The sequence below is a fragment of the Ruegeria sp. AA6 genome (genome assembly GCF_056542865.1).
On record NZ_JBQGAN010000013.1, the window covers coordinates 21,123 to 38,110 of the forward strand.

Annotated in this window: 22 protein-coding genes; 9 read left to right on the forward strand and 13 right to left on the reverse strand. The window is 58.3% G+C overall.

All coding sequences use genetic code 11. The features are described 5' to 3' along the window. Positions 1-7: 7 nt before the first annotated feature. Positions 8-562, forward strand: a complete 555-nt coding sequence (locus ACR0LN_RS15065; RefSeq protein WP_480430756.1) for a hypothetical protein — start codon at positions 8-10, stop codon at positions 560-562. Between the two features lie 43 nt (positions 563-605). Beyond that, a complete protein-coding gene (locus ACR0LN_RS15070) occupies positions 606-998 on the forward strand; it encodes an META domain-containing protein (protein WP_480430758.1) in 393 nt (130 codons plus the stop codon). Here ACR0LN_RS15070 and recO read toward each other — a convergent pair. The 4 genes from recO to era all read right to left on the reverse strand — a co-directional run bounded on the left by recO (position 982) and on the right by era (position 4,047). After that, a complete protein-coding gene (recO, locus tag ACR0LN_RS15075; RefSeq protein WP_480430760.1) occupies positions 982-1,707 on the reverse strand; it encodes a DNA repair protein RecO in 726 nt (241 codons plus the stop codon). The genes ACR0LN_RS15070 and recO overlap by 17 nt on opposite strands. Positions 1,708-1,800: 93 nt before the next feature. Next, positions 1,801-2,700, reverse strand: a complete 900-nt coding sequence (locus tag ACR0LN_RS15080; protein WP_480430762.1) for a hypothetical protein — start codon at positions 2,698-2,700, stop codon at positions 1,801-1,803. A gap of 112 nt (positions 2,701-2,812) precedes the next feature. Beyond that, positions 2,813-3,142 carry a DUF1491 family protein gene (locus ACR0LN_RS15085; RefSeq protein ID WP_480430763.1) on the reverse strand — a complete coding sequence of 110 codons (330 nt, stop codon included), beginning with the start codon at positions 3,140-3,142 and terminating at the stop codon, positions 2,813-2,815. Next, on the reverse strand, positions 3,139-4,047 hold the full coding sequence (era, locus tag ACR0LN_RS15090; protein ID WP_480430765.1) for a GTPase Era: 909 nt from the start codon (positions 4,045-4,047) through the stop codon (positions 3,139-3,141). The genes ACR0LN_RS15085 and era overlap by 4 nt, the downstream gene beginning before the upstream one ends. 157 nt (positions 4,048-4,204) lie before the next feature. On the opposite strand from era, the gene ACR0LN_RS15095 reads away from it, so the two are divergent. Then, complete coding sequence (locus ACR0LN_RS15095) at positions 4,205-5,581, forward strand: multicopper oxidase family protein (RefSeq protein WP_480430766.1); 1,377 nt, start codon at positions 4,205-4,207, stop codon at positions 5,579-5,581. A gap of 105 nt (positions 5,582-5,686) precedes the next feature. Here the strand turns inward: ACR0LN_RS15095 and rnc are convergent, their stop codons facing one another. The 9 genes from rnc to folK all read right to left on the reverse strand — a co-directional run bounded on the left by rnc (position 5,687) and on the right by folK (position 12,924). Next, the gene (rnc, locus tag ACR0LN_RS15100) at positions 5,687-6,367 is read right to left on the reverse strand and encodes a ribonuclease III (RefSeq protein ID WP_480430768.1); all 681 of its coding nucleotides are present in this window, start codon (positions 6,365-6,367) and stop codon (positions 5,687-5,689) included. Next, a complete protein-coding gene (gene lepB / locus ACR0LN_RS15105) occupies positions 6,364-7,200 on the reverse strand; it encodes a signal peptidase I (protein WP_480430769.1) in 837 nt (278 codons plus the stop codon). Before lepB ends, rnc begins: the two co-directional genes overlap by 4 nt. 57 nt (positions 7,201-7,257) lie before the next feature. Further along, a complete protein-coding gene (acpS, locus tag ACR0LN_RS15110; protein ID WP_480430770.1) occupies positions 7,258-7,677 on the reverse strand; it encodes a holo-ACP synthase in 420 nt (139 codons plus the stop codon). Further along, positions 7,674-8,297: a LysE family translocator gene (locus ACR0LN_RS15115; protein ID WP_480430772.1), complete on the reverse strand. Its 624-nt coding sequence runs from the start codon at positions 8,295-8,297 to the stop codon at positions 7,674-7,676. Before ACR0LN_RS15115 ends, acpS begins: the two co-directional genes overlap by 4 nt. After that, positions 8,294-9,040, reverse strand: coding sequence for a pyridoxine 5'-phosphate synthase (locus ACR0LN_RS15120; protein ID WP_480430774.1), 747 nt, complete (start codon positions 9,038-9,040; stop codon positions 8,294-8,296). Before ACR0LN_RS15120 ends, ACR0LN_RS15115 begins: the two co-directional genes overlap by 4 nt. Continuing rightward, positions 9,033-9,731 (reverse strand): DUF2062 domain-containing protein, encoded by a 699-nt coding sequence (locus ACR0LN_RS15125; RefSeq protein WP_480430775.1) that lies wholly within the window; start codon positions 9,729-9,731, stop codon positions 9,033-9,035. Before ACR0LN_RS15125 ends, ACR0LN_RS15120 begins: the two co-directional genes overlap by 8 nt. Positions 9,732-9,747: 16 nt before the next feature. Next, a complete protein-coding gene (locus ACR0LN_RS15130; RefSeq protein ID WP_480430776.1) occupies positions 9,748-11,880 on the reverse strand; it encodes a RelA/SpoT family protein in 2,133 nt (710 codons plus the stop codon). 26 nt (positions 11,881-11,906) lie between these two features. After that, positions 11,907-12,260, reverse strand: a complete 354-nt coding sequence (gene rpoZ / locus ACR0LN_RS15135; protein WP_480430778.1) for a DNA-directed RNA polymerase subunit omega — start codon at positions 12,258-12,260, stop codon at positions 11,907-11,909. Between the two features lie 94 nt (positions 12,261-12,354). Next, positions 12,355-12,924: a 2-amino-4-hydroxy-6-hydroxymethyldihydropteridine diphosphokinase gene (gene folK, locus ACR0LN_RS15140; protein ID WP_480430779.1), complete on the reverse strand. Its 570-nt coding sequence runs from the start codon at positions 12,922-12,924 to the stop codon at positions 12,355-12,357. A gap of 140 nt (positions 12,925-13,064) precedes the next feature. Between folK and ACR0LN_RS15145 the strand changes: the two genes are divergently transcribed. From ACR0LN_RS15145 to ACR0LN_RS15170, 6 genes are all read left to right on the forward strand, one after another. Continuing rightward, complete coding sequence (locus ACR0LN_RS15145; protein WP_037311150.1) at positions 13,065-13,640, forward strand: LabA-like NYN domain-containing protein; 576 nt, start codon at positions 13,065-13,067, stop codon at positions 13,638-13,640. Positions 13,641-13,835: 195 nt separating this feature from the next. Beyond that, the gene (gene ispH / locus ACR0LN_RS15150; RefSeq protein WP_480430782.1) at positions 13,836-14,786 is read left to right on the forward strand and encodes a 4-hydroxy-3-methylbut-2-enyl diphosphate reductase; all 951 of its coding nucleotides are present in this window, start codon (positions 13,836-13,838) and stop codon (positions 14,784-14,786) included. After that, entirely contained in the window at positions 14,783-15,235 is a 453-nt protein-coding gene (locus ACR0LN_RS15155; protein ID WP_480430783.1) for a DUF3429 domain-containing protein, read from the forward strand. The genes ispH and ACR0LN_RS15155 overlap by 4 nt, the downstream gene beginning before the upstream one ends. After that, positions 15,232-15,816: a class I SAM-dependent DNA methyltransferase gene (locus tag ACR0LN_RS15160; RefSeq protein WP_480430784.1), complete on the forward strand. Its 585-nt coding sequence runs from the start codon at positions 15,232-15,234 to the stop codon at positions 15,814-15,816. Before ACR0LN_RS15155 ends, ACR0LN_RS15160 begins: the two co-directional genes overlap by 4 nt. Then, complete coding sequence (gene rnhA / locus ACR0LN_RS15165) at positions 15,809-16,276, forward strand: ribonuclease HI (RefSeq protein ID WP_480430785.1); 468 nt, start codon at positions 15,809-15,811, stop codon at positions 16,274-16,276. The genes ACR0LN_RS15160 and rnhA overlap by 8 nt, the downstream gene beginning before the upstream one ends. Beyond that, the gene (locus tag ACR0LN_RS15170; RefSeq protein WP_480430786.1) at positions 16,273-16,896 is read left to right on the forward strand and encodes a trimeric intracellular cation channel family protein; all 624 of its coding nucleotides are present in this window, start codon (positions 16,273-16,275) and stop codon (positions 16,894-16,896) included. The genes rnhA and ACR0LN_RS15170 overlap by 4 nt, the downstream gene beginning before the upstream one ends. Positions 16,897-16,988 lie beyond the last annotated feature (92 nt).

Below are 16,988 nucleotides of genomic sequence, written 5' to 3' on the forward strand. Positions count from 1 at the left end.
ACCTGGAATGACCAGACGACTCTTTGCACTTTGGGCAACCCTTGCGCTGCTCGTTCTTGGCGGCTGTGCTGCGACCAAACCTACGGCCACTCAGAACGATGTGGATGATCTGGCGCAAGCCATCCGCGCGCTGGGGCCAGAGGTTGACCCGACCGAAGCAGAGCGGGCCGCGACGATCGCCTATTCCTATTCCCAACAGTTGAAGCAGGAATGGAACGTCACCGACTCGGCCATTATCCACAACGCCAAGGTCATCAACGGATTTCGCGAGTATGGCCTGTGCAATGACTGGGCGCAGGCCATGACCACGCGGCTGAAGCGTGAAAACTTCCGCACGCTGGACCTGCATTGGGCCACTTCGCCACCGACACAGTTTCGGATCATCCACCATTCGGCCCTGATCAGCGCCAAAGGGGATTCGATGTATGACGGGATCATCCTTGACCCATGGCGGTCCAGCGGCGCGCTGACTTGGGCACCCGTGCGGGAAGACACCAAATACAACTGGCGCCCGCGCCTGGAAGTTCGTGACGAATTGATAAGCGGTAAGATTCCATACTAACTCATAAGTTCCGGGCGCCTCTTTCATACGCAAAGACCGTGACATGACACGATTGATCCTGACCCTTCCCCTGCTGGCCTTATTCCAATGCGAAAAGGACGAAACCGTCGCCGCCTATGGTGCTGCGGACCAAACATGGGCGCTGCAGGAAGTTGATGGCAAGCCGTTCGAAGCCAGCGCCCTTCTGCGGTTTCCCGAAGAGGGCAAGATCGAAGGAAACGCTCCGTGCAACAGCTATCGCGGCACCCTGAACGCCCCCTACCCTTGGTTTGAAATCACTGACCTTTCGGCCACCCGCGCCGCCTGTGCCGGGCTTGAGGCCGAGGGCTTTTACTTTGCAGCCCTTATGGCGATGACCCAGTCAGAAGTGTCAGGTGACATACTGATCCTGCGCAACGAAGACGGCCATGAAATGGTGTTCACAGCCGTCGAGTAAACTGATCCAAGAAACGCGCCCGCGCCTCGGGCAGTGGGTTGTGGCCCAGTGACGGGGCCAGCCGGTGTTCCAGAAAATACCCAGTGGTTTGCAGTCCTTGAACAATCTCATTGTCCGGCGCTGCCCCTTCGCCGCGCAGGCAAGGCGGCAGCGGCAACAGCCTGTCCGCCCATTCTCCGGCCCCTTCAGCACTGACTGCGCGACCAGTTTTGGGTGAGACGTAAACCAGATTGCTTGTCGCACCAGTTGCCGCACATACCGTCAGGTCGAGGCCGAAACCCAGTTCTTCCAGCATTGCCAGTTCCCAACGCAGATAGGCCAACGGCCAAATCTCATCCTGCCCAAGCAAATCCATCAACTGCTCAGTTTGCTTATAGATAGCCGGATGCGGTTCTCGTTCTGGCAGACTGAAGGACAAAAGAGCCACTACCGCGTTCAGCCCAGCCAGCGCCAGTCGCCCGGAAAACGCCGCCGCTGCCCGCGACCGCAAGGGCTCGACCTGAAAGGTGCCGATATGTTCCTCCAACCGCGCCCTCCACAGAACGTCTAGCTGAGCACCCGGTTGAAGAATGGGCGCGATCTTGCGGCTGGCTCCACCCCGAACCACCCCGGCGTGGCGCCCGTGACCCTCTGTGAATACGTCGATGATTGCTGCGGTCTCACCATGCCGGCGAGAGGTCAAAAGTATGCCGTGATCACGCCAGTCCACAGATGCTCCTATTGCCCAGATGCGACCTCATCAGAGCAACAGACAGCATAGCGCCAGGCAACGCAAGACATGCAAATGGGCTCAACAGGGCAATCAGAACCTGACCCTGAACGCAAAGCCAACCAGAGGTGCCGTCTCATAGCTCTGGCGGCTAAGTTCTGTTCCGTCCGCATCGTCCAGGGTCAAACGACCGTCAAACTCGGCACCTGCAAATACGTTTAAAGACACGCCGGGGTTCGGAGAGTATCCGAAAGCCAAAACCACGGGTATACTTTTGTCTTCGCCAACCCCGTTGGGCGCAAGATCATCTTCATCCAAACGGAATCGTATTCTCTCGGATCGGGCGGACAGAGACAGGCTCATTTCTTCATTCAGCGCATAGCTTAGAGTCAGTCCCGGACCTTGTGTAGCGCCAATTCCTGAGCCGGTGTTCAGGTTCCAACGGTCGTTGATGTCCCAATCCACCAGCAATGCAGGAAAGAAATCTGTATCGTCATCTTCAAGCTGCGAAAACGCGCCGAAAGCAGGACCAATGGTGAGACGTTCACTCAGCCTCCACGCGATACCTGCAAAAACGCCGTAGGTCCGCCCATCCGAGGCAGAGGCACCGCTTTGATAATCCCATCTAATTTGTGGCGATACAAATACAGTGGCGGTGTCCCCAACTCGAAATCGCAACGGCACAGAAACACGAATGTCCCGGATATCTTCCCACGGTTGGTTTTTCGCCTCGCTGAAACTGTAGTCAAATCTACCGAAACTGGCTGACAGGCCTACAGAGTTTCCGCCTTCCAGATTGTAAAGTGCGGTAGCGCGCAAAAAGGCCCGGCTTGCCGAGAACTCTCCGCCGTCATCCAGTTTCGCGTCTCCCTGAAAAGCAGCTAGCCCGTCAAGTTGATAGACCCAGCCCACTATTGGTTGTGCCGCTGCAGAAAACGCACTGCAAAAGAACAACAAACTGGAAAGACGGCAGGCAAACGATAAGATCTTCATAAATTCCAACCTTTTAGGGATAGGTCACAAATTGGGATAGCATTTCTGTACGTCGGGCAGAACGCATGCCACAAATAGAATTTTGGACTGTGTCGGCCAGTCCCGTTGGAGCTTAGTCCAGCCCCTCTTCACCCAGCAGATGCCGCCCCTGACGATCCTCGACCTCGATCACCCATAGATCGGGGTCAAAGCTGCGCTGGCGTTCGATGGCTATGTCCACGTCTGCCTCGGGGCCGGAGGAGAGTTCGACCCATTTCCGCTCGCCGCTCATCAGATCAAAGCTGCGTTGGAAGGCGACGGCAAGGCCGTCCAAGGTGTTGAGCTTGACCAGAACAGCGCCCGCTGTGTTGTCCCCATGCGCCACAACAAACGCAGGGATTTCCTGAAATCGCAACCGCGCCAGATAGGCGTGAACCCAGAATTCAGCCGTCAGGCGTGTCATGCGTTGCCGTCTTTGAAGTCCAGCCCCATTTCCGAATAGCGTTCGGATTCCTCTAACCAGTTTGGTCGGACTTTGACCTGAAGAAACAGGTGAACCTTGCGGTCGAGGAACTCTTCCAGCTCCGCCCGCGCGGCCTGACTGACTGCCTTGATGGTCTCGCCGCGCTTGCCCAGTACGATCCCCTTGTGACCATCGCGCATAACATAGATGACCTGATCAATCTTGGCCGAGCCATCCTTGCGCTCTTCCCAATTCTCAGTCTCGACCGTCAGCTGATAAGGCAATTCCTGATGCAGCCGCAGGGTCAATTTCTCGCGCGTCATCTCGGCGGCGATCATGCGCAGGGGCAGATCGGCGATCTGGTCTTCTGGGTACAACCACGGGCTTTCCGGCAGCTCTGAGGCCAGCCATTTGCGCAAATCATCGACGCCGTGGCCCTTCTCGGCCGAGATCATGAAGGTTTCGGCAAACGGATAGCGCGCATTCAGGTCGCTGGTCAGGGCCAGCAGCTTTTCGCTCGGCACCTTGTCGATTTTGTTGATCGCCAATGCGATGGTGCGGCCCTGCCCGATCTCTTCCAGACCTTCAAGGATGCGTTCAACACCTTCGGTGATGCCGCGATGGGCTTCGACCATCAGCACTACGATATCGGCATCCGCAGCCCCGCCCCATGCGGCGGCGACCATAGCGCGGTCCAGACGGCGGCGTGGCTTGAACAGGCCCGGCGTGTCGACAAAGACCAGTTGCGCATCGCCTTCCATCGCCACACCGCGAATGCGGGCGCGGGTGGTCTGCACCTTATGCGTCACGATCGAGACCTTGGCCCCGACCATACGGTTCAGAAGGGTGGATTTGCCTGCGTTGGGCTCTCCGATCAGGGCGATAAATCCGGCGCGTGTGGTCATGTGTCCTGCGATCCTGTTTGCAAGTGCGCACCCCTATAGCAGAAAGCGCGCGCGGGCCAGAGGGATTTGTCGCATTGCGGCCATGCGTTAACGGTGGCACCACCATCACACGCCGCGCCAATCCCAGCCAGGCAATCCCTCAATCCATGAGGTCGATATGAACCGACGAGAGTTTCTTTTGGCCGGTGGCACGGCTGCCGGCGCACTGGGCCTTGGTGGTTTGAGGCTAGCTGCGGGCACCCCCGAGCTGGTTGTCCAGCCCGCCAGCTTTGCCTTACGAGGTCAGATGACGACCGGCATGGTCAGCCTGTCTCCGAACGCGCCGCCTCCGGTTCTATATGGGCAGCAGGGCAAGGTCATGCGTCTGCCCGTACGCAATACGTTGCCCGAATATACCGCGATGCACTGGCACGGGCTGCGCATCTCAAACGAAATGGACGGAGTGCCTTATCTGACGCAGATGCCAATTGGACAAGATGAGGTGTTCAGGTATGAATTCATCCCACCTGACGCCGGCACATATTGGTATCACCCGCATTGCATGACAATGGATCAAATGGCCCAAGGGTTAACCGGTGTGATGGTGATCGCCGAGGAAGAAGACCCCGGTTTCGACAGCGAACAGGTGGTCAACCTGCGCGATTTTCGGCTGGATGACGCGGATCAGTTGTTACCCGCTTATACGGCCCGTGGGGCTGCGCGCGCCGGGACCTTCGGCAATGTTCAAACTGCGAATTGGTTAGCTGACCCGATCTACGACCACAGTGCGGGCAGCCTTGTTCGTCTGCGCGTGGTCAATACCGACACCACACGTATCTACAAGGTACATCTGGACGGCGCAGACGCGCGGATTGTCGCCTGGGACGGCCACCCGGTCGAAGTTGACGTTCCGATGCCAAGCGCGGATGAACCTTTGCTGATCGGCCCCGGTCAGCGGGTCGACTTTGCGGTGAAGATGCCGTCAGAGGAAGGCAAATCGGTTGATCTAATCGCCAAATTTCCCGGACAAAAGAACCGGGCCATGACCCGCCTGCGTGCCGTCGGCAGCACGGTTCGACGCGACTTGCGCGACCTGCGCCGCCTGCCAGCGAACCCCGTGGCTAAACCCGATTTGGCGCAGGCCGAAATTCATGAGTTTGTCTTCGGTTGGACGCCCGAAGGCGGTGCGCCCAACAACGGGCTTTGTGGCTCTCTGGGGTATAACTTCTGGTCGATCAATCGATCACCATGGCCCGGCGATGCAGCGCAGGGGATTGGCCCCTTGGCGACTTTGGAGCTGGGTAAAAGTTATGTGCTGCGGTTGCGCAATGAGTCACCGAATTCACATCCGATCCACCTGCACGGTCTGGTTTTCGTGCCTTTGAAGTCAAACCTACGCAAACTGCCGCCCCTCCTGTCAGATACGATGCTTTTGTTGAAGGATGAGGTGGTCGAGATCGCTCTGGTTGCCGACAATCCCGGCGACTGGGCTTTTCATTGCCACGTGATTGAGCATCAGAAGACGGGGCTGGCAGGATTTATTCGAGTGGTCTAGGTTTCGAATTGGCTACGCCAATCCGACCAGTTGGGGGGCCAGCCCCCCAAACCCCCCGAGATATTTTTGGCCAGATGAAGAGCGGATACCGCCCGTCGGACGGTACTATTTCAGGAGGGTGTCAAGCAGCGCTTTTGCAGCGGCTTGTTCCGCCTGACGTTTTGATCCGGCCGTCGCCTGTGCCTCAGTACCGTCCTGCAAGCGGGCGGCAATGGTGAATACCGGCGCGTGGTCGGGACCGCTGCGTTTGATTTCCACGTAGGATGGTGGTTTCTGCCCCCGCGCCTGCGCCCATTCCTGAAGCGACGTTTTGGCGTCGCGCGCGTCCGCTTCGACCGTGTGAATGCGGTCACCCCACAGCGCCAAGATCACGTCGCGCGCGGCCTCGAACCCTGCGTCGCGGTAGATGGCGGCAATGACGGCCTCCATCGCGTCGCCCAGCAGGGCCTGTTTGCGACGGCCACCGGACAGCATTTCAGATCGGCCCAACTTCAGAACTGAGCCAAGGTCGATCTGACGGGCCACGTCAGCGCAAGCCTCTTTGCGCACCAGCGCATTAAAGCGCGGGGCAAGCTGGCCTTCGGAGGCATTTTTATCCGCCTCTAGCAACGCCGTCGCCATAACAAGACCCAGAACGCGGTCGCCTAGGAATTCCAGCCGCTGATTGTCTGGTCGGGTAGCGGACGAAACTGAACCGTGAGTCAGAGCACGGACCAGCAGTTCGGGGCTTGAAAATTCATACCCCAAACGCTGCTGAAAGGCTTTTATCTCGGCTGAAAGCTTCAATTGACCGCCTTAAAGAAGCGATCACTGCGCCAGGTCCAGAAGAACAGCATCGACCTACCAGCGGACGAGAACATGATCCGGTCAGCGCGACCGATCAGGTTTTCGTAAGGCACGTAACCAACGCCACCGGCAGATTGCGGCAAGCGGCTGTCGCTGGAATTGTCGCGGTTGTCGCCCATAAAGAAATAGTGGCCCTCGGGCACTGTGTAGATGCCCGTATTGTCCGAACCCTGGTCGCCGATGTTCAGAACGTCGTAAGAAACGCCGTTGGGCAATGTTTCGATGTAACGGGACTTTTCGCATTCGCCGCCAATCCCAACAGGCCCATTCTCACAACGCGGACGCAGACGTTGCGGGCCTTGCGGAGCAGCAACCTCAGTGAAGATTCCATCAGGCTGCTGCGGGACCGGGGTTCCGTTCAGAATGATCTGGCCTTCACGGATTTGGATGCGGTCGCCAGGCAAACCTATCAGACGTTTGATATAATCACGCCCGGTAACCGGGTGCCGGAAGACGATGACATCGCCACGCTCAGGTTCACCGCCCCAGATGCGGGTATTGTCTCCTTGCATCCAACCGCAAATATCCTCGGCATCGACGTTCAGACCGACGCTGGGAATGATCAGGCTGGGGCATGATGCATAAGAATAGCCATAGGCCATCTTGTTGACGAACAGGAAATCCCCGATCAGCAGGGTCTGTTTCATCGACCCCGACGGAATCCAGAACGGCTGAAAGAACAGGGTGCGGAAAACGCCTGCGATCAACAGAGCGTAAACGATGGTTTTGATCGTCTCCCACACGGGATTTCCGGTTTTGACGTCCTCGGCCATACTGCTCTCCGGTCCTTTGGTTGTTGGGGTGCTACATGCGGGGCCGAGGGGGGCAAGTCAAGGCTGCGCGGTGTGATCTTGAAGCGGACGGGCCTCGATCACCACGAACGCCTGCGCCCAGGGGTGGTCGTCGGTCAGGGTGACGTGGATGATCGCCTCGTGCCCCTCGGGTGTCATCTCTTTCAGACGCTCGGCCGCCCAGCCTGTAACGTGCATGACGGGCTGGCCGGTGCGCAAGTTGGTGACGGCCATATCCTTCCATGCGATGCCCATGCGCAGACCTGTGCCCAGCGCCTTGGAACACGCCTCTTTCGCGGCCCAGCGTTTGGCATAGGTGCCTGCGGTGTCAGCGCGGCGTTCAGCTTTGCTCTGCTCGGTTTCGGTGAAAACACGGTTTCGGAACCGATCTCCGAACCGGTCGAGCGTGCCCTGAATACGCTCGATATTCGCGAGGTCTGTGCCGATACCGAGGATCACGACAACCGCACCGTCAGTATCTTGTAACTTGCCACCCCAAAGAAACCGGCGAACGCGAAATCGAACCAGCGTCGAGCGCGGCGATAGGTGCGGACCATACGCTCGGACGAGAACAGAAAAGCGTAACCGATGAAGATCAGCAGCGATCCCGCATAGAGCATCGCGAAATAGCCCAGCAGCATCGTCAGGCTGGCATCACTCGGCGCTACGATAGCGTAGATCGACCCCCAACTAAGGATCGCCTTGGGGTTGGTCAGGTGAATGGCCGCACCTTTAGTGAAGATTGCAGGCAACGCCCCTGTGGCCGGCTTTCCCAACGCGACCTCACCCGATGTCATCGCCCGGCGCAACGCCTTGAGCGCCAACCAGCCCAGATAGGCCACCCCGACATAGCGGATGACTTCAAAGACCCAGACATTGGCCAGCATAATTGCCGACAACCCCAGCGCGGCGGCAACTCCCCACGCAGCGGATCCAGCGCAGATACCCAGCGCAAAAGTCAATCCGGCCCGACGGCCTTCGTTCATTGCGGTTCCGGCGATACCCATTGTAGCAGGACCAGGAGAGCCCCCCGCCATCAACCAAGCGAGCCATATGGCGATAAATCCGGGCGTGATCATCCCCGCGCCTCATCCATAAGCCGTCGCATCTCGGAGATGGCCGGGGTCAGGCCGCGAAAGATCGACTCGCCAATCAGAAAATGGCCGATATTCAGTTCGCGCACCTCGGGGAAGGCGGCGATGGGTTGCACCGTATCATAGGTCAGGCCGTGGCCTGCATGGACCTCAAGACCCAGTGAATGGGCGAAAGAGGACATTTCACGCAGGCTTTCCAACTCGCGTGCAGCCTCATCCAAGTGACCTTCGGCATGGGCATCGCAATAGGCGCCGGTATGCAGTTCGATCACCTCGGCGCCGATGCGGTGGGCGGCCTCGATCTGTCGCTGGTCGGCGGCGATGAAGATCGACACGCGGCACCCGGCCTCACGCAAAGGCGCGATGTAATGGGCCAGTTTGTTTTCTTCGCGCGCGACCTCAAGCCCGCCTTCGGTGGTACGTTCCTCGCGCTTTTCGGGCACGATGCAAACCGCGTGCGGTTTGTGGCGCAGGGCGATCTTCTGCATCTCGGGCGTGGCGGCCATTTCAAAGTTCAGCGGCACCGACAGAACCTCCATCAGCCCGTCGATATCAGCGTCCGAGATATGGCGCCGGTCTTCGCGCAGGTGGGCGGTGATCCCGTCGGCGCCTGCATCTTCGGCCAGTTTAGCGGCGCGCAATGGGTCGGGATAGGCGCCGCCGCGTGCGTTCCGCACGGTGGCAACATGGTCGATATTCACGCCCAGACGCAGGTGGCTGTCAGACATCGCTTGATTCCTTTCCCGAATTCCGGCCCGAGCCTAATGGGTTTGTCACCGAAACGGCAGCCTTGGTTTCGGCCAAACGTTTGATTTCATCGAATTTCGCCTTGATACGGGCACGACGACGCTGTTGGTAGGTCCGCACCACAGGCAGGCTGAGGTAATAGCAGATCACACCCGCCACCAGTCCTGGTGGAATACCTCCAATTAGCCAGGGGAAAAACACCTCATCATAGAAAATACCCAGCCCCTGCCAGTCGGCGACACGATCTGTAAACAAGGCCAGAAAGTTGTTCTTCAAGTCACCCATCGCCTGGGCAAAACTGTTCATTAGGCCGTGAGTCTCACCCTCTTCAAAGTCATCTCCCAGCAGGAAATGACCGATCTGCAAGCAAACGACGCCGATAGGAACGTAGGTCAAGGGGTTGCCGAAAAACGTGCCGCTGAGCGACGCCAGCAAGTTACCGTTCAAGATACGGCTCAGCGCGGCGGCGACCACAAAGTGCAACCCATACAAAGGTGTGAATGCGGTGAACACACCTACCCCGACCCCACGCGCGATGCGTTCAGGCGTATCCGGCAGTCGCCGTATGCGGTGTTTGACGTAGTGGAAAGCTCGGGTCCAGCCACCGCGCGGATAGACGAATTCCGAAGCGATCTGAATGGGCGAGCGTCGGTCTCGGCGCTTGAAAACCACTCCTGATCACCCCTTCTCAGCCAGCCGCAACCGCGGTTTTTTCCCTGTCTCTGTAGCGTTCGACAGCAGCAACGTCGCTTTCGGCCTCAAGCATCAGCATCAGCGAGTGCAACTGTTCCAGATCGCGCAGTTCGACACTGATCAGAAGACGGTAAAAATCCGGTTTGCGATCAACGAACTCCAGGTTCGAGATATTGGCCTTTTTCTCGCCGATCAATGTACAAATACGCCCCAACACTCCGGCGTCATTACCGATGGTCAGATCCAGCGTCACCCCGTAGACGGCCGGGTGCGTACCCGAATGCCAATGCAGGTCGACCCAGCGGTCAGGTTCGCTTTCGTAGTCGGAGAGCCGGTCACAATCGATGGCGTGCACGACCACGCCCTTTCCGCGATAGGTGATACCGACAATGCGCTCGCCCGGCAGAGGTTGGCAGCAGGGCGCGCGGTCGAATTTTTGGCCCGGCTCAAGACCGATCACGGCGCGGCGCGGTGAAATGGCATCGCCTTCATCCTGCGTAAGCTCCGGATAAACCGCACTGACTACCTCATGCGCAGTCAATTCGGCACTGCCTAGACGGGCAAGCAACTCATGCCTGTCTTTCAAACGCAAATGCTTGGCTGCAGTGTCCAACGCCTTGTCAGTGGCTTTGCGACCAACATGATCGAAACCGGACCGCGCCAGTTCCTTGCCCAGCTTGATGAACCGCTCACGATCCACCTCGCGCAGAGCGCGGCGGATAGCGGTACGTGCCTTTCCGGTCACTGCGATCTCAAGCCAGGTGACCTGCGGGGTCTGTCCGTCCGCAGTGATGATGTCTACCGACTGCCCATTTTTTATCCGGGTCCAAAGCGGCACGCGAATGCCGTCCACCTTGGCCCCAACACAGGCATGTCCGATCCGCGTGTGGATGGCGTAGGCAAAGTCTATCGGCGTCGCGCCGCGTGGCAGTTTCACTACGTCGCCTTTGGGCGTGAAGCAGAACACCTGGTCCGAATACATCTCGAGCTTGACAGCTTCGAGGAAGTCCTCGTGATCATCCTCGCTGTCGAATTGCTCGGTCAGGTTCGCAATCCACTTGGCCGGGTCAACGGCGAACGGGTTTTCCGAGCGCACACCATCGCGATAGGACCAGTGCGCCGCGACGCCGGTTTCGGCCACGTCATGCATCTGACGGGTGCGGATTTGCACCTCGACCCGTTTGCCATCGCGCCCCGAGACCGTTGTGTGGATCGAGCGATACCCGTTCGACTTCGGCTGACTGATATAATCCTTGAACCGCCCCGGCACCGCGCGCCAACGCTGGTGGATCGCGCCGAGGGTGCGATAGCAGTCTTCCTCGGTCTGGGTAATAATGCGGAACCCGTAAATATCGGACAGGCGCGAAAAGCCCTGATCCTTTTCCTGCATCTTGCGCCAGATCGAATAGGGTTTCTTGGCGCGACCGAAGACCTCGGCCTCGATCCCGGCCTTTTCCAACTCGTGCCGCATGTCACCGGTGATCCGGTGGATTACATCACCGGTTTCGCGTTGCAGAGTGATGAAACGGCGAATGATTGATTGGCGGCCTTCGGGGTTCAGCACGCGGAAGGCCAGGTCTTCCAGTTCCTCACGCATCCATTGCATACCCATCCGACCAGCAAGCGGTGCATAGATATCCATCGTCTCACGCGCTTTGACCACCTGCTTTTCGGGGCGCATCGCCTTGATCGTGCGCATGTTGTGCAGACGGTCGGCCAGCTTGACCAGAATGACTCGCAAATCCTTGGACATCGCCATGAACAGCTTGCGAAAGTTTTCGGCCTGTTTCGTTTCACGGCTGGAAAGCTGCAGGTTGGTCAGCTTGGTCACGCCATCGACCAGCTTTGCGACCTCATCCCCGAACAGCTCGGCCACCTTGCCGTAGCTGGCTTTGGTGTCCTCGATCGTATCGTGCAACAGAGCCGTGATAATGGTCGCATCATCCAAACGCTGTTCGGTCAGGATGGCGGCAACGGCAACGGGATGGCTAAAATAGGGTTCGCCGGAATGGCGGAACTGCCCCTCATGCATCTGCATCCCGAACTCATAGGCCCGGGCGATGCGCTCTGCATTGGTTTTGGGGTTATAATTGCGGACCAGCGCAATCAGGTCGTCAGCAGAAATCATCCGGTCCGCACCTTCGTGTCTGGGGATTACCCCTGGCCTTGCGCCTCCATCAGAGCGCGCAGAAGCTTCTCTTCCGACATGTCGTCATCAGCAGGCTTGTCCGATTCCGCACCCATCAGCAGAGCCATCTGATCTTCTTCCGGCTCGTCCACCTCGATCTGAGTCTGGTTGGCCTCGATCAGGCGCTCGCGCAGCTCGTCGGCGCTCTGGGTCTCCTCCGCGATTTCACGCAGAGACACGACAGGGTTTTTGTCGTTGTCACGGTCGACGGTGATCGCCGCACCGGCCGAAATCTCACGCGCACGATGAGCGGCAAGCATCACCAGTTCGAACCGGTTTTGTACCTTGTCTACGCAATCTTCTACCGTCACGCGGGCCATGGGGCGCTCTCCGTTACTGAATCCATGTCAGGAAGGGGTTTATCTAAGCGCGAATCTCCGGCTTGACAAGCAGGAAATGGCGCGGTGCTGCTGTTCACAATGGGGTTACGGCCTCAATTTCATCCACAGGCAAGTCTGCCAACATCTCGGCCACGGTCCGCCCCAACACCGGATGCCGCCAATCCGGGGCCACATCTGCCATTGGAACCAACACAAATGCCCGGTCTTGAAGGCGTGGATGCGGTAAGATCAATTGGTCCGGTGCCTGCTGTTTCTGCATCTCGGACGGCAGGTTCAGCCAGCGCTCATATTCTGCCCGATCCGGCAGGATGAGATCGTCGTAACAGACCAGATCCAGATCCAGCGTTCGCATGCCCCAGCGTTGCATCCTTTCGCGGCCAAATTCATGTTCGACCTCATGCAGCAGGCGCAGCAACTCGTGCGGGCTCTGGTCGGTTTCGATCAGCGCGGCCGCATTCACGTAGTCCGGCCCGGCGCCGGCCGGGAAACACGGTGTCTCAAAAAAGCGGCTGACAGAGCGAATCACCACACCATGACGCGAAATCGCGTCAATACCCCTTTGAAGTGTCACCTTGGGCCCAGACTCTCTCAAACTGATATTAGCACCCAGTGCAATCACCGCTTTTGACGAAGATTTGCTCATTTTACCCCCCACATTCGGCGAATTGCATGCTTGCGATACACTTTAAAAGTCCTAATTATAGAGGTATCAGCGCGTTGCCTATTTTTTAGCTCACTCACCTATCTCCCGACGCTGCTGGTTTGTACCGGAAGGAACTATTTATGTTTTATAAAGACGAACGGCTAGCGCTGTTCATCGACGGCTCGAATCTTTATGCAGCCGCAAAAGCACTGGGGTTTGACATCGACTACAAACTGCTGCGCCAGGAATTCATGCGCCGTGGTAAGATGCTCCGGGCTTTTTACTATACAGCGCTACTTGAAAACGACGAGTACTCGCCGATCCGTCCATTGGTTGACTGGCTGCATTACAACGGCTTCACCATGGTCACGAAACCGGCCAAAGAGTACACCGACAGCATGGGGCGTCGGAAAGTCAAAGGAAACATGGATATCGAGCTGACTGTCGATGCCATGGAACTGGCACCACGTGTCGATCATATTGTGCTGTTCTCGGGCGATGGGGATTTCCGCCCGCTAATTGCCAGCCTGCAACGTCAGGGTGTGCGCGTATCTGTCGTATCGACGATCCGCAGCCAGCCGCCGATGATTTCGGACGAGCTGCGCCGCCAAGCAGATAACTTCATCGAACTTGAAGACCTGCGCGACGTGATAGGGCGGCCTCCGCGCGAAATGCCGATGGAGCCGCGAAGCGTCGCAGCTGCCAGCGGACAGTAACAAAGCCCGGCGCTCACCAAAGCCGGGCGGGGAAACAGGCGCGGTCAGGACAGTTGTCATTGACCGCGCCTTTTTAACTATAAGCAGGTGATGAAACATCTGTTGGGTAACACCGATTCATGTCAGATAAATGACAAGGACGCGTCTGGACCAAGGCCAGGAAAAGACTTACCTGTGGCCTATGGAGACCGCGACATGACCAAGCCCCCCCTCACTCTTTACCTCGCCGCACCACGCGGGTTCTGTGCCGGTGTCGACCGGGCCATCAAGATTGTGGAAATGGCGCTACAGAAATGGGGCGCCCCCGTTTATGTGCGCCATGAGATCGTGCACAACAAATTTGTCGTCGACGGTCTGCGCGCCAAAGGGGCCGTCTTTGTCGAAGAACTGGACGAATGCCCCGATGACCGCCCGGTGATTTTCTCGGCGCATGGCGTGCCGAAATCGGTTCCTGCAACAGCCGCCCAGCGCGAGATGATCTACGTCGACGCCACCTGCCCGCTGGTGTCAAAAGTCCATGTCGAGGCGCAGCGCCACGCTGACGCCGGACTGCAGATGATCATGATCGGCCACAAGGGTCACCCCGAAACCGTCGGCACCATGGGTCAATTGCCCGAGGGCGAAGTTCTACTGGTCGAAACGGTCGAAGATGTCGCCACCGTGCAGGTACGCGATACGGACAAACTGGCCTTTGTCACCCAGACTACCCTTTCCGTGGACGACACCAAAGACATTATTGCGGCGCTAGAAGCACGTTTTCCTTCCATCGTAGGCCCGCATAAAGAAGACATCTGCTACGCCACCACCAACCGGCAAGAGGCAGTCAAGGCCGTCGCCCCAAAATCGGACGCTTTGCTGGTGGTCGGCGCGCCGAACTCCTCGAACTCGCGCCGTTTGGTCGAAGTTGCCTCGCGCGCCGGGTGCGACTATGCGCAACTGGTGCAGCGCGCAACCGAGATTGACTGGCGCGCGCTGGAAGGCATTTCGTCCGTTGCGATCACTGCAGGGGCCTCGGCGCCAGAGGTTTTGGTTAACGAGGTGATCGACGCCTTCCGCCACCATTACAATGTGACCGTAGAATTGGTTGAAACCGCAGTTGAAAACGTCGAATTCAAGGTACCGCGTGTGCTGAGAGAGCCCGCATGAACGGAGTTCCAAGGGCGCCGCTACTCCTCGGGCTGGCAGGGCTGATCCCGTTCATCTGGGGCGCATTGACCTACCTTAACGACGATCTGCACGCATGGGGCACACAAACATTCGGATCGCGCTTTGTCGGGCCTTATGTTCAGTTGTTCTACGGCTCAGTGATCCTAAGCTTTATGTCGGGTGTGCTGTGGGGCTTCGCCACCAAGACATCAGGCAACAAGGCTGCGATATTCTATACACTGTCCGTTCTGCCTGCGCTCTGGGCTTTCTTCAAAACCGGCGGAGGGCCAATCAGCGCAGCTACAAACCTGATGTATGGTTTCGCCGGACTGCTGGTACTGGACGCCATCTTTGCCTATTGGCGGCTGACCCCGGTTTGGTGGCTGCGGCTGCGTGTATTGTTGACAGCCATTGTGCTAGCCTGCCTTGCTGTAGGAGTATACCTATGACCGACAAAAGAACGATCAACGCTTACGCGACCCGTGTGGCAGATTATCTGCAAGTCCCACTGCCGCCAGAGCAGATCGAAGCTCGCATGGCCTTTACCGAGGCTGTCGGCACAGGTCATGTTCTGGATCTTGGCTCGGGCCCTGGATCGGACAGCGCCTTTTTCATGCGCGAGGGGCTGACGGTGCGGGCACTGGACGCCACCCCCGCCTTTGTCGAGCATGCCCGCGAAAACGGCGTCGATGCGCACCTGGGTACGTTTGACGACGTGACCGAAGAGGCGGCGTATGATGGAGTTTATGCCAGCTTTTCCCTGCTGCATGCCCCGCGCGCGGATTTCCCGCGCCACTTGGCCTCGATACATCGGGCGCTGAAACCCGAGGGCATCTTTTTCCTGGGGCTGAAACTGGGCACGGGCGACCACCGCGACGATCTGGACCGCTATTACACCTATTTCTCGCAGACGGAGATCGAAGAGGCTCTGGCGCGTGCCGGGTTTACTGTTGACCGGATTACCACCGGCATGGGTACGGGTCTGGCCGGGTCTTATGACGGGTTCATTCTGGTACTGGCGCATGCCTGAGCTGTTCGCCTATACCGACGGCGCCTGTTCCGGCAATCCTGGTCCGGGCGGCTGGGGGGTGTTGCTTCGCGCGGTGGACGGCGAGACTGTTTTGAAAGAGCGCGAGCTGAAAGGCGGCGAGTCTGAGACCACCAACAACCGTATGGAACTGCTGGCCGCGATCAGCGCGCTGGAAACCTTGGAACGGGCCTCGAAAATCACCGTCGTCACCGACAGCGCCTATGTGAAGAACGGCGTCACAGGTTGGATATTCGGATGGAAGCGGAACGGCTGGAAAACCTCGAACAAGAAGCCGGTCAAGAATGTCGATCTGTGGCAGCGACTGGATGAGGCGCAGACCCGGCACGACGTGACATGGGAATGGGTCAAGGGACACGCAGGCCATCCTGAAAACGAAAAAGCTGACGAGCTTGCCCGCGCGGGCATGGCCCCGTTCAAGCCGCAAAAGGCCAAATCTTGAGCGGCCTTGCCCTGCTGGACTATGCCGCAGTTCTGGTCTTTGCCCTGACCGGAGCTTTGGTCGCCAGCCGGGCACAATTGGACCTGGTCGGGTTTGCTTTCATCGCTTGCCTGACCGCCGTTGGCGGCGGCACGGTGCGCGATTTGCTGCTGGACAGACATCCGATTTTTTGGGTCGGCCAACCGGCTTATATCCTGATCGGAACCGCAGCTGCAGTGCTGGTATTCTTTACCGCCCATCTGGTCGAAAGCCGGTACAACTTGCTGGTCTGGCTGGACAGCTTCGCCCTGTCCATCGCTGTCGCTGCTGGAACCGGAGCGGCACTTGCGCTGGGGCAATCCGGGACAATCGTGGTTCTGATGGGTATCTGTACCGGCTGTCTGGGCGGGCTGATGCGTGATGTGGTCTGCAACGAAGTACCTCTGGTCCTGAAGCAAGGTGAGCTGTATGTTTCTTGCGCCTTTGCAGGTGCCATGACGGCCGTGATCGCAGACCGCCTGGGGTTTGATGAGCTTTTGACATTGGGGGCCTGCGCCTTGACGTGTTGGGCGTTGCGGGCAGGATCGCTGTTGTTTGGCTGGAAACTTCCTGTCTACAAAAGCCGCCCACCCCGGCGGTAACTGAACTCAAAAACGCGCGCGTTTGTAGAACAGCATGTGCCGTGGCACGATACGGGTGACCTTTCTCGGCAAAAGACGTCACGGAGAGCGCC